Genomic DNA, 11,819 nt, shown 5'->3' on the forward strand with positions numbered 1-11,819 from the left:
TGCCCGCAGAACCAGGTCCGGCGCCTGCTGCGGAGCCTTGGCATCTCGCTGGGCCGGGACATCAAGTCCTCGCTGAAGGCCCTCGGGGTCTACCTGGTGGGCGTGGCGGAACTGCTCGCCCCGAGCACCCGGGAGATTGTCCGGCAGGCCAAGCTGGTCAGCGATGCCATCGCCGGCGGGCGGATGCTGCCGGCCTGACGCCGCCGGCCGCCTCATTCGGAGAGACGCTCCTACTCGTCTCCCTTGGCCAGCTTGCGCTTGGCCATCACGCCGATAATCACCGCCAGCGCCACCAGCACGGCGATCATCCCGATCAGGCTCCACGGCACGGACTGCCCCGCCACCGTGGTGCCCGGCTCATCGGCGGCATTCCCCTGGGCTGTCTCCACCGGCTGCGCGGTCCCCGCGCCTGCAGCGGCCGTGGAAGTCGTGGCCGGGCCCGGACTCGCCGGAGCGGCCTCGCCCACGGTGAATTCAAACGTGCCCTCGATTGGATGCGAGTCCGAGGAGACCACGCGCCAGTTCACGGTGTAGGTGCCTTCCGGAGCACCGGCCTCGATCGGCTGCGTCACCCGCGTATCCACGATCTCCACATCGCCCGCGGCCCAGTCCTCACCCGCGGCATCGCGGATCTGCACAACTGACCCCAGCGCAACCGGGACCCCGCTGAATTCCAGGGTCACGCCGTCGGGCATTTGCTCCAGTTCTTCGCCCTGTTCCGGGCTGTGCGAGATGAGTTCGTCATGCGCCTGGGCGGTCGCAGGCAGGAAAAGCACGACGGCGGCAGCCAGGAGCGCAGCCAGCAGGTACCGGGCGGTGGAGGATACAGGAATACGCTTCATCACGCCTCCACCCTACGACGAGGGTTAAGATTCAGGAGAACTTCGAATCCCCCATCACAACGAAGGACACCACCTATGCCCCAACAGGGAACGGTGCGCCACCGGACCGGCGTGTTTGCCAAGGTCGACCGCTACTTCGAAATCAGCCGCCGCGGTTCCACCTTCTCGCGCGAGATCCGCGGCGGCCTCGCCACGTTTTTCGCGATGAGCTACATCGTGGTCCTGAACCCGCTGATCCTCGGCGGCGCGGACGGCAACGGCGACGTGCTCGGCGGCGCCAGGGTGGCCGCGGTGACGGCGCTGGCGGCGGGCGTCCTCACCATCATCATGGGCGCCTGGTCCAAGTACCCGTTCGCGCTGGCCACCGGGCTGGGCGTCAACGCCTTCATCGCGGTCACGGTTGCCAGCAATCCCGGCCTGAGCTGGCCGGACGTGATGGGCCTGGTAGTGCTCTCCGGCATCACCATGTTCATCCTGGTGCTCACCGGCTTCCGGACCGCGGTGTTCAAGGCGGTGCCGGCCAGCCTGAAGACGGCGATCGTGGTGGGCATCGGCATGTTCATCGCGCTGATCGGCCTGGTCAACGCCGGCTTCGTGCGCCGCGTGCCGGACGTCGCGGGCACCACGGTGCCGGTCGGGCTCGGCTTCGACGGCAAGCTGATGGGCTGGCCGACGCTGGTGTTCGTCTTCGGGCTCGTGCTGACCATCGCGCTCGTGGTCCGCAAGGTCAAGGGAGCCATCCTGATCGGGATCGTTGCCGCCACCGTCTTCGCGCTCATTGTCGAGGCGGTGGCCCGGCCTGGTTCGCAGGGCGCGGGCGTGCCGACGGGCTGGTCCCTGGTGACGCCCAGCCTGCCGGACTGGTCAGCCCCGGACCTGAGCATCATCGGCCAGGTGAACCTGTTCGGCGCCTTCGGCAACCTCGGCGTCACGGCGGCGAGCCTGCTGGCCTTTGCGATCCTGCTGAGCATCTTTTTCGACGCGATGGGCACCATGGTGGGCCTGGCCAACGAGGCCGGGCTGACCGACAAGGACGGCAACATCCCGCGGGTGGACCGGGTGCTGCTGGTTGATGCTGCCGGCGCGATTGTCGGCGGCGGCGCGTCGGTGTCCTCCAACCAGATCTACGTGGAGTCGGGCGCCGGCATCGGGGAAGGTGCGCGCACCGGGCTGGCCAGCATCGTGACCGGCCTGCTGTTCGTCGTGGCGATGTTCTTCACGCCGCTGATCTACCTGGTGCCGTTCGAGGCCGTCGCCCCGGCCCTCGTCGTCGTCGGTTTCATGATGGTCGGCCAGGTGGGGCAGATCGATTGGACGGACTGGGGCCTGGCGATCCCGTCCTTCCTGACGTTCACGCTGATGCCGTTCACCTATTCGATCGCCAACGGGCTGGGCGCCGGGTTCATTGCCTACGTGCTCATCCGCGCCGTGCAGGGCCGGGCCAAGGACATCCATCCGCTGATGTGGGGCGTGGCCGGGGCCTTTGTGCTCTACTTCGGAATCGGGCCGATCGAGCAGGCGCTGGGCATGGCCTAGGCAGAAGGTGCCGTTAAAGACCGGAGCCGGGAGCTGGGCCTAACTTGGGGGGATTAGGCTGGCAGCTCCCGGCTACCGGCACCGGAACTTGTCCGGTTAGCAAACACAGGTGCTCCAGCCACCATCCATAGTGTCGAAGCCGATTTTGTCCCGTGCTTGCCTCCGAAGAGCATTCCGCGAGGAACACTCCCGGGCCTGTTACGGCCGTTGTCCGACCGTTCGTTCTAAATATAACCACACATTCGCTGTGCGGATGATGTACCCCGGTGAAACGATTCTAAGTCGTGCTTCCGGGTGGGGTCCAGTCCCGGAGGACCATTGCCCCGTGGGCAAAACCGGCCACGTCATCTTCCTGCCAAAGAGTTGCGGGAACGGCACCGCCGAGCAGCCGGCGGACCAGTTGCGGATCCTGGCCCAGCGGCACATCGCTGCCGGCAATAATGATGTTCCCGTAGCGCCGGCCCTTGAGCATCGGAGGGTCCGCAATGATGACCGCGTGGGGGAAGATCCGGCCGATGGTGGCGGCCTCGGCACGCGCCAGCTGCAGCTGGGGCGAATCCCCGCAGTTGACGGCGTAGATCCCGCCGGGAGCCAGCACCCGGCGGACCGCCTCGGTGAACTCCAGTGTGGTCAGCGGTTCCGGCGTGCGGCTGCCGGCGAACACGTCGCGGATGACCAGGTCGCGGCTGCCGGGGGTCAGGCTTTCGGTCACCGCCCGGGCTTCACCCACGCGGATCCGCACCAGCGGGGCCTTCGGGATGTCGAACCACTGCCGGACCAGCTCGGCCAGCTTGGCATCGATTTCGACGACGACCTGCCGGGCCTGCGGGTAGTGCGCGGCAAAGTAGCGGGCCAGCGAGCAGGCGCCGCCGCCCAGGTGCAGCGCGCGCAGGGATGAGCTGCTGTCCCAAGTGGATTCGACCAGGGCGGCGATCCAGCGCATGTACTCGAAATCGAGCCGCTCCGGCTCGCCGATGACGATGTGCGAGGACTGCACGCCGTTGATTTTAAGCAGCCAGGCGTCGCCGCCGTCGAAGTCGCGGACCAGCTCGGCCTCTCCGGAGGAGATGTCGTAGCGGCCTTCGACCGGACCGTTTCCGCCGGCGGACTCTGCCTGCCGGTGCCGCCGCCGTGCCGGGGCTATTTCACTCGGGCGAGAGCGAAGCCGTCCCACCCCTTGGCGCCGAGCGTCTGCACCGCGGTCGCCTCCAGCCGTTCGTCGGAACCGAGCAGTTCCAGGGCGCCCCGGGTGCCGCGGATGGCCGCCGCCTCGTCGTCGTTCCCTTCACCGCTGTCCAGCACGCTGCCGCCGCGGACCACGTTGTCGAGCACGATCAGGCTGCCCGGGCGGGTGAGCTTGAGCGCCCACTGGACGTAGTTGGCGTTGTTGACCTTGTCCGCGTCGATGAAGACCAGGTCGAAGGGACCGGCTTCTTCCGCCTCGAGCCGCGGCAGGGTATCCAGCGCGGCACCGACCCGGATGCTGACCTTCCCGGCCAGGCCGGCGCGCTCCAGGTTCTGCTGGGCGACCTCGGCGTGCTTGGGCTCGTACTCGCAGGTGATGATTTCGCCGTCCTCCGGCAGGCCGCGCGCCAGCCAGATGGTGCTGTAGCCGCCGAGGGTGCCGATCTCCAGCACCTTGCGGGCGCCGGTCAGCTGCGCCAGCAGCATCAGCAGCTTCCCCTGCGGCGCGGACACTTCGATGTGCGGCAGCCCGCCGGCGGCGCTGGCCTCGCGTGCCTGGGCCAGGACGCCGTCCTCCCCCACCAGGGTGCCGGTCAGGAATCGGTCGACTTCGAGCCAGCGCTCCTCCGCCACGCTCATTCCTGGCCTTCCTTTCCGGCCGTTCCAGCCTGTCCAAGTGCCGCCTCCAGCCGCTCCACCTTGCCGGTCAGCTCGCCGTAGTAGCCGGGGCGGATGTCCGCCTTCAGCACCAGGGACACGCGTTCGCCGTAGTGTCCGACGGCCTCGGTGGCGCGGCGCACCACGTCCATCACCTCGTCCCACTCGCCCTCGATCGTGGTGAACATCGCGTCCGTGCGGTTGGGCAGGCCGGATTCGCGCACCACCTTCACTGCAGCAGCTACAGCGTCATGGACCGAAGCGTTGGCCGGGGCGGGCCCGGCGGCCGGCGTGCCGGAGGGAGCAACTGAGAAGGCTACAAGCATGAGTTCAGTCTGGCACAGCCCTTCGGCGGGCGACAGGACCGCTACACCGTCCGTCACATCGTCCGCGTTGACCGGCAGACCGCCCGGCGGACGGGATCACGAGGGATTTGGCAGGATGGTGGATGGAACCGGCCGCCGCGCCGAAGCAGTCCGCCGACAGGAGGCTTCATGCTCATCCTTGTTATCAACTCCGGCTCCTCGTCGCTCAAGTACCAGGTGCGCCGGATGGACCCGGACAGCGCAGGGACTGCGGGAGAAGTCCCCGCGGCCGGCATCCGCAGCGAGGTGCTGGCGGACGGCTCCATCGAGGAGATCGGCGAGCGCGAGGTCGGCGACCACGGCCAGGCGCTGGATGCCATGGTGGAGCAGCTGGAAGCCGGACTCGGCCGAGTGGAGTTCGACGCCGTCGGGCACCGGGTGGTCCACGGCGGCACGCACTTCGACTGCCACCAGCTGATCGACGACGACGTCCTGCGCACCATCGATGAGCTGGCCGCGCTGGCACCGCTGCACAACCCGCCGAACGCCGAGGGCATCCGCGCCGCGGGCCGGAAGTGGCCCGGCCTGCCGCAGGTGGCGGTCTTCGACACCGTCTTCCACCGGACGCTGCCCGAACACGCTTGGCGGTACGCGCTGCCGGCCGAGCTGCAGGAACGGCACGGCCTGCGCCGCTTCGGCTTCCACGGCAGCAGCTTCGAGTACGTCACCCGGGAGGCAGCCCGGCTGCTCGGCACGCCGCTGGAGAAGTTCGACGCCGTCATCGCCCACGTGGGCAACGGCGCCTCCGCCACGGCCATCAGCGGCGGCCGCAGCGTGGACACCTCGATGGGCTTCACCCCGCTGGAAGGCCTCGTCATGGGCACCCGCCCAGGCGACCTGGACCCCGGGCTGCTGCTCTACCTGCAGCAGCAAGGCTACGGCGCGGACCGGCTGCAGGAGCTGCTCAACCGGGACAGCGGCCTGAAAGGACTGGCCGGCAGCAACGACATGCGCAGCATCGTCAAGGCCGCCGGGGAGGGCGACAGCCGCGCCGACATGGCCCTCGCCGTCGCCAGCTACCGGCTCGCCAAGTACATCGGCGCGTACCATGTGGCCTGCGGCGGCGCAGATGCCCTGGTCTTCACCGCCGGCATCGGCGAGCACTCGGCGGAGTTCCGCCGCCGGACCGTGGACCGGCTGGACATGCTCGGCGTCCGCCTGGACGCGGACGCCAACGCCGCGGCGGAGGACCCGCAGGAGCCGTGCACCATCAGTGCGGCGGAGTCGGTCATCCCGGTGCTCGTGGTGCCCACGGAGGAAGAACAGATCATCGCGGAGGCGACCGCCGCCGTCGTCACTTCCCGCTAAGGCTTCCGGCGCCAAGGCATGCAGCCGGCGCAAACCCGGCCACCGCCGTCGGTCCTGCAGGTTAAGGAGTACGACGGCGGAGCCTGGCGCGGGTGCGCGCGTGGCCGTTGGTGCCGCTAGGCTCGTGTGGTAGACCTAAGTCCACCTACCGGAGCCCGACCATGAATGAGCCAGCCGCGAACCTGCACGCCGACGCGGACCGCCCTGCGCTGCCGCCGCCGGGGCTGACCTGGGGCATCAAACGCAGCTTCGTCCGCTACCTCTCGAGCCTGCCGGACGCGCAGGTTTCCGCCACAGACGGCGCGGAGATCATCGAGGGCAGCCTCTTCCACTTCACGCCCGACGGCGGCAGCTTCGACCCGGCCACCCGCACCGGCACCCTCCGGTTCCGCGGCGACGTCCGGCTCAGCGGCCACTACGGCATGATGTTCGTCCAGCTGCTGGACCCCTGGATCGAATTCACCGCGGACGGCGCCGCCCTGACCATCGGCGAACCCGGCGACGACAACCGGTACGCCCTCGTGACCCTGCAGGCCGCTCCCGACTCCCCTGTCGACGCCGACGGCAGCCTGCTGTGGGAAGGCGTGCAGACCGCCCTGACCACCGAGGGCTCGCAGACCTTCAACGACCAGTACCCCGCCGGCCAGCCCATGGACCCCATCTTCATCCGGATCCCGGGAGCCTGACCTTGGCCCGAGGCAAGCACCATCCGCCCCGACCGAAGCCTGCCGGCAGCGAGGACATGCTGATCGCCGGCGACCTGAAGAAGGACCGGGGCTGGACCGAGACGCACATCAAGACATTCCTGCCCGAGCCGGACAAGCTGGCCCGCAATCCGTTCTCGCGCAAGGCAGCGCCGATGAAGCTGTACGCGCTGGAGCGGGTGCTGCAGGTCGAGGCGACGCCGGAATTCCAGCAGGCGCGGGAGACGTCGCGGACGCGGCAGCTCGCCGCGCGCGAACGGGCGCTGGCCAAGAAGAAGGAGGCCGTGGCGGTCGCCGAGGCGCTGCCGCTGCGGATCAATCCGGAGCCGTGGCCGGTGGTGCAGCAGAAGGCCATCGAGCACTTCAACCGGCGGCTGCGGCGCGGGCAGTCGCCGGCCAGCCTGAAGACCGTGAAGCACCGCCTGGACCGGCTCACCGTGAACTACCTGCGGCACCAGCAGACTTCCTACGAGACGGAGCTGCAAGCCTTCAAAGGGGTCGTCGGCGTGGGCGAAGCCTACCTGGTGGTCCGGCGGCGGATCCTGGACCTGATCGCCGACGCCTACCCGGCCCTGGCAGACGAGTGCGAGCGCCAGAAATTCGAAGAGGCCGACCTGCCGGAGGGCGTGACGCTCTAGCCGGTCCGCCATGGCGGCCAGCGGCGGCTTCATCCCGGAAGGCGTGCGCTGCCAGCGGCGGCTTCATCGCGCACGGGCAAGCAGCTTCAAGCCCGCCGGTCTTGAAGCTGCAGAACCCTAGGGATCAGGCGTTCAGGTCCGAGGGCGTCTTGGTGGATTGCTCGATGTCGGACGCAGTGACCTCGATCAGCTGATGGGCCAGATCCGCCAGTGCCCGGGCGGCCGCCAGTTCGTCGCCGATCTGGGGCACGTCGGTGTCCTTCGGGTTCAGCCGGGCCAACCCAGTCCCCACCAGTTCGCCACCGCCTTCCTTCTGCAGCCGAGCTTCGGCCCGCGTCCGGTTCTCATGTTCGTCGATGGTGATGTTCACCGACCAGCGCTTGTCCTGCATGATGCTCGCCTCCTTTGACGACCCCTACCATCCCGCTCGAGCGGCGACGCGTCAAGGGTCCAGCGGCACAGTTTTTCCGGCTGCGGGCGGTGCTGCCATCAGTGCACCGCCGGCCCGGATCAATCCGCCTGCACGCCCTCCAGCACCTTCCGGAGTGCGCCGGCACCGACACAGCGGGCACCGAGATCCTCCACCCGCTGCCGCAGACCGCGGTCGGAAGTCACCACCGTGACGGGCGCACCGCCGTCGTTCTTGAGGAGGGACTCCACGCGCGCCACGATCTCGTCATCACCGGACCTTAGGGCGCGGGCGATTTCCAGCCGGGGCGCCTCTGTGCCGGACGCGGTCTTGGCTGCGCCTTCCAGCACGACGACGGTGTCCGGCCAGGCGGTATGGGCATCCATCCCCAGCAGGTCTGCAGGCAGGCCGGCGTCAACGGCCGAGGCGAGTTCCTCCAGCAGTCGGGCGGCGGCGCCGGCCCGGTCGCGCCACCAGCCGTCGGGACGGGAGCCGATGACGTTGGCGGCGTCCACGATGAGGCGCGGGCGGTGGCCGATCATGGCCTTCAGCAGCGGCCAGGCCTCGCCGAAGTGCGGATGCAGCGGGCGCCGGTCCACCTCGTCCACCGGAACCCAGGCCAGGTCGAGGCTTTCGTGGTCCCGCACGGATGGTTCGAATTCGCGAGTGGCCCAGGCCGCCGCCGTCGTATACGTCCAGAAACCGAGGTCCAGCACCCGGGTGAAGAGCGGCTCCAGCGCCTCCGCGGGGACGCCGGCTTCCTCGTGTGATTCGCGCAGCGCCGCATCCACGGCGGATTCACCCTCGTGGCGAGCGCCGCCGGGGATGCCCCAGGTGCCGCCGAAATGGCTCCACGTGGCGCGGTGCTGGAGCAGGACGCCGCGGGTCCGGTCCACCGCGAGCAGGCCGGCGGAGCCGAACAGGCCCCACATCTTGGTGCCGTCCGGTCCCACGGCCCAGGCGTCTCCAGGATCGCGCGGGCCTTTGAAAGGCGGTGGAAGGGTGTCTCCGGCGGTCATTCCCCTAGCCTTTCATGAGTGTCAAGGCGGTTACCCCCAGCCGGCGAGGCGGAGCAGGGCCGCCGCGGCGGCGCCGGCAATGACGACGACGAGGAAGGGGGCGCGCAGCACGAGCGCGATGGCGGCGGCCAGCAGGGCGCCGACCCGGGCGTCGAGGGTGAGCTGCTGGCCGGTGGAGAAGGCGTTGACCACGGTCAGCGAGGCCAGCAGGCCGATGGTCATTGTGGCCGCGATGCGGGACATCCGCTCGTTCTTCATCCACTTGGCCGGGACGAGGTAGCCGGCGAACTTGGTGGCGTAGGAGATCACGCAGGCGGCGAGGATCCAGAACCAGAGGCTCATCCTTGGCCTCCCTCGCGCCGGCCGGGCCGCGCGCTGGCGCCGTCCTCGGGCAGCACCATGTGCGCGCAGTCATGCTCGGAGTACGGCTCCGCGTAGGGCTCGATGTCCGGCGCCATGCCCTGGGGAACGGGCTTGTGCGTGAACCAGCCGATCACGGCGGCCACGGCTGCGGCGACGAGGATCGGCACGCCGCTGGGCACGAACGGCACGGCCAGCAGCGTGGCCAACGCGCAGACGACGGCGATGGCGGCCGGCTCCTTGCCCTTCAGCCGCGGCCAGAGCAGCGCCAGGAACGCCGCTACGGCAGCCCCGTCCAGCCCCCACTGCTTCGGATCCCCCAGCGCATTGCCGGCGAGCGCGCCGACGGCGGTGAAGAGGTTCCAGAGCAGGAAGATGCCCACGCCGGCGGTCCAGAAGCCGCGCCGCTGTTCGGCCGGGTCCTGCTGGCCGGAGGCGGTGGCGGTGGATTCGTCAATGGTGACCTGGGCAGCGACCAGCTTGCGCCAGCTGCGCGGGGACAGCAGGGCGTTCATCTGCATGCCGTAGATGCCGTTGCGGATGCCCAGCAACGCGGAGGCGCTCATCGCGGCCAGGCCGGTTCCGCCGCCGCTGACCACGCCGATGAACGCGAACTGGGAGCCGCCGCTGAACAGCAGCAGGCTCAGCGCGATGGTCTGCCAGATATCCAGGCCGGAGGCCACGGCGAGCGCACCGAACGAGATCCCGTAGAGGCCGGTGGCGATGGAGATGGACAGGCCCACCTTGACCGCCGGGGACTGCAGGATTTTCACCACTCCAGCCTATCGCCGCCAGATCGGTGGGCTGACCGACCGTGAGCTACAGCGCCTCCTGCGCCCGTCCGTTGATGGCGTCAGCCGCGCGGATCAAGGCCAGGTGCGAGAAGGCCTGCGGGTAGTTGCCGGCCATCCGCTTGTTGGCCGTGTCGTACTCCTCGGAGAGCAGCCCGAGCTCGTTGGCATAGCCGACCAGCTGGTCCATCAGCTTGCGGGCGTCCCCGATCCGCCCGGAGCGCGCGTACTGCTCCACCAGCCAGAAGGAGCAGGCCAGGAACGGATACTCCCCCGGCGCCAAACCGTCCACGCCGGCTTCGGTGCGGTAGCGCATGAGCAGCCCCGCCTCGTCCAGCAAGTCCCGCTCAAGGCGCGCCACCGTGCCCAACATTAGGTCGTCGTCGTACTTCACGAACCCCACCTGCGCGATGACCAGCAGCGACGCGTCCACCTCGGTGTTGTCATAGGTCTGCGTGAACGAGTTGATCTCCTTGTTGAAGCCGTGCTCCATGATCTCGTCCCGCAGCTCGTCGCGCAGCCGCACCCAGTGGTCGTCCTCGCCGTCCAGCCCGTGGTCCCGCACCGCGCGGACGCCGCGGTCGAAGGCCGCCCACATCATCACGCGCGAGTGCGTGAAGTACTGCTTCTCCCCGCGCATCTCCCAGATCCCGTGGTCCCGGTTGTAGAAGTGCTTCTCCGCGTAGTGCAGCAGCGATTTCTGCAGCGGCCAGGAGAAGTGGTCCTCCTGCTGGCCCATGTTCCGCAGCTTCTCCAGGACCACCATGACCTCGCCGATCACGTCGCCCTGGTACTGGCCGTACGCACCGTTGCCCACGCGCACCGGCTTCGAGTCCATGTAGCCCGGGAACTGGTCCAGCTCGCGCTCGGCCAGCTGGCGTTCGCCGGCGAGCCCGTACATGATCTGCAGGTCCTCGGGGTCGCCGGCGACCGCGCGCAGCAGCCAGTTCCGCCACTCCAGCGCCTCCTGCTCGTAGCCGTGCGTCATCATGGATTCCAGCGTCAGGGCGGCGTCGCGCAGCCAGACGTAGCGGTAGTCCCAGTTCCGTTCACCGCCGAACTGCTCCGGCAGCGAGGTGGTAGGCGCCGCGACGATCCCGCCGGTGCTCTCATGTGTCAGGGCGCGCAGCACCAGCAGCGAGCGCTTGACCATCTCGTGGTACTCGCCCTGCGGCGGGAAGCGCGAGCACCAGTTGCGCCAGTAGGCCAGGGTCTCCTCGAGCTTCTCGTCCACATCGCACATCGGCGGGACCTTGCGGTGCGAGGGGAACCAGCACAGCTCGAAATCCACCACCTCGCCGGCCTGCATGGTGAAGTCACCGCGGTGCCGGCGGTGCTCCGACATCGGCAGCCGGGAACCGTGCAGCACGATCGCGTCCGGGCCGGCCATGCCGACAATCGATTCGGCGCCGGTGTCCTCGTCGTTGATCCGGTAGACCCAAGGCACCGCCTCGCCGTAGCCGAACCGGACGAGGATCTCCTGGTGGATGGTCACGGTGCCGGATATGCATTCCACCCGGCGCACCAGCGACGCGCGGCGGTCCCCCACCGGCATGAATTCGGTGATGGTGGCTTCGCCGGTGGCGGTCTGCCAGCGGGTGCGCAGCACGAAGCTGGAGTCGACGTAGCTGCGTTCGATCACGACGGGCGCTCCCCGGCTGCGCTTGCTTTCGGCTTCGGCGGCGTCGTCCGCGCCGGTGGCGCGGCCGCTGCTCTCTTCCGAGTGTGCCGGGCGGCCGTGGCCTTCGCGCGGGTCCTTCGCCGTGCCCGGGGCATTGACGACGGCGGTGCCTCCTTGGGCGTGGCCGCCGGAGACCTGCGCGGTGGCGGTTCCTCCCTCGCTGGCCTTGGCGTCCGAGACCGTGTCCCGGCCTGCCCCGTCCGGTTGGCTGTCCTTGCCGCTGGCCATGTCCGGGGCGGGTGTGTCCTCCCCGCTGGCGGCGATGTCCGCGTCCAGCTTCCGGCCGTCCGCGGCCTGCGCCTCCGGAGTGCCGCCGCTCGCTTC

Annotated in this window: 13 protein-coding genes and 1 pseudogene; 5 read left to right on the forward strand and 9 right to left on the reverse strand. The window is 69.2% G+C overall.

Translation table 11 applies throughout. From position 1 onward, the window contains the following. Positions 1–198 (forward strand): annotated as a pseudogene (locus D477_RS22805) (hypothetical protein); the annotation flags it as partial. Between the two features lie 32 nt (positions 199–230). On the opposite strand, the gene D477_RS16705 reads toward D477_RS22805, so the two are convergent. Then, complete coding sequence (locus D477_RS16705; RefSeq protein WP_005272305.1) at positions 231–842, reverse strand: copper resistance protein CopC; 612 nt, start codon at positions 840–842, stop codon at positions 231–233. A gap of 75 nt (positions 843–917) precedes the next feature. Between D477_RS16705 and D477_RS16710 the strand changes: the two genes are divergently transcribed. Next, positions 918–2,378 (forward strand): NCS2 family permease, encoded by a 1,461-nt coding sequence (locus tag D477_RS16710; protein WP_005272307.1) that lies wholly within the window; start codon positions 918–920, stop codon positions 2,376–2,378. A gap of 277 nt (positions 2,379–2,655) precedes the next feature. Here D477_RS16710 and D477_RS16715 read toward each other — a convergent pair whose 3' ends face one another. From D477_RS16715 to D477_RS16725, 3 genes are read right to left on the reverse strand one after another with little or no spacing between them, the layout of a single operon-like run. Continuing rightward, the gene (locus D477_RS16715; protein ID WP_005272310.1) at positions 2,656–3,552 is read right to left on the reverse strand and encodes a spermidine synthase; all 897 of its coding nucleotides are present in this window, start codon (positions 3,550–3,552) and stop codon (positions 2,656–2,658) included. Beyond that, on the reverse strand, positions 3,519–4,202 hold the full coding sequence (locus tag D477_RS16720) for an O-methyltransferase (RefSeq protein WP_005272313.1): 684 nt from the start codon (positions 4,200–4,202) through the stop codon (positions 3,519–3,521). The genes D477_RS16715 and D477_RS16720 overlap by 34 nt, the downstream gene beginning before the upstream one ends. Beyond that, positions 4,199–4,546, reverse strand: coding sequence for a thiamine-binding protein (locus D477_RS16725; protein WP_043847422.1), 348 nt, complete (start codon positions 4,544–4,546; stop codon positions 4,199–4,201). Before D477_RS16725 ends, D477_RS16720 begins: the two co-directional genes overlap by 4 nt. A gap of 168 nt (positions 4,547–4,714) precedes the next feature. Between D477_RS16725 and D477_RS16730 the strand changes: the two genes are divergently transcribed. The 3 genes from D477_RS16730 (at position 4,715) to D477_RS16740 (ending at position 7,235) form a co-directional block, all read left to right on the forward strand. Then, entirely contained in the window at positions 4,715–5,893 is a 1,179-nt protein-coding gene (locus D477_RS16730; protein WP_005272319.1) for an acetate/propionate family kinase, read from the forward strand. A gap of 161 nt (positions 5,894–6,054) precedes the next feature. Continuing rightward, on the forward strand, positions 6,055–6,579 hold the full coding sequence (locus D477_RS16735; protein WP_005272325.1) for an HtaA domain-containing protein: 525 nt from the start codon (positions 6,055–6,057) through the stop codon (positions 6,577–6,579). 2 nt (positions 6,580–6,581) lie between these two features. Beyond that, positions 6,582–7,235, forward strand: a complete 654-nt coding sequence (locus tag D477_RS16740) for a hypothetical protein (RefSeq protein WP_005272328.1) — start codon at positions 6,582–6,584, stop codon at positions 7,233–7,235. 124 nt (positions 7,236–7,359) lie between these two features. On the opposite strand, the gene D477_RS16745 is transcribed toward D477_RS16740, so the two are convergent. From D477_RS16745 to D477_RS16765, 5 genes are all read right to left on the reverse strand, one after another. Then, complete coding sequence (locus D477_RS16745) at positions 7,360–7,626, reverse strand: DUF1876 domain-containing protein (protein WP_005272331.1); 267 nt, start codon at positions 7,624–7,626, stop codon at positions 7,360–7,362. Between the two features lie 119 nt (positions 7,627–7,745). Further along, positions 7,746–8,663 (reverse strand): NUDIX domain-containing protein, encoded by a 918-nt coding sequence (locus D477_RS16750; RefSeq protein ID WP_005272333.1) that lies wholly within the window; start codon positions 8,661–8,663, stop codon positions 7,746–7,748. Positions 8,664–8,693: 30 nt separating this feature from the next. Further along, positions 8,694–9,005 (reverse strand): AzlD domain-containing protein, encoded by a 312-nt coding sequence (locus D477_RS16755; RefSeq protein WP_005272335.1) that lies wholly within the window; start codon positions 9,003–9,005, stop codon positions 8,694–8,696. Further along, complete coding sequence (locus D477_RS16760; RefSeq protein WP_005272337.1) at positions 9,002–9,796, reverse strand: AzlC family ABC transporter permease; 795 nt, start codon at positions 9,794–9,796, stop codon at positions 9,002–9,004. The genes D477_RS16755 and D477_RS16760 overlap by 4 nt, the downstream gene beginning before the upstream one ends. Positions 9,797–9,842: 46 nt before the next feature. Further along, a complete protein-coding gene (locus D477_RS16765; RefSeq protein WP_085940462.1) occupies positions 9,843–11,723 on the reverse strand; it encodes a glycoside hydrolase family 15 protein in 1,881 nt (626 codons plus the stop codon). Positions 11,724–11,819: the final 96 nt, after the last annotated feature.

This window comes from Arthrobacter crystallopoietes BAB-32 (assembly GCF_000328305.2).
Classification (GTDB): domain Bacteria; phylum Actinomycetota; class Actinomycetes; order Actinomycetales; family Micrococcaceae; genus Crystallibacter; species Crystallibacter crystallopoietes_A.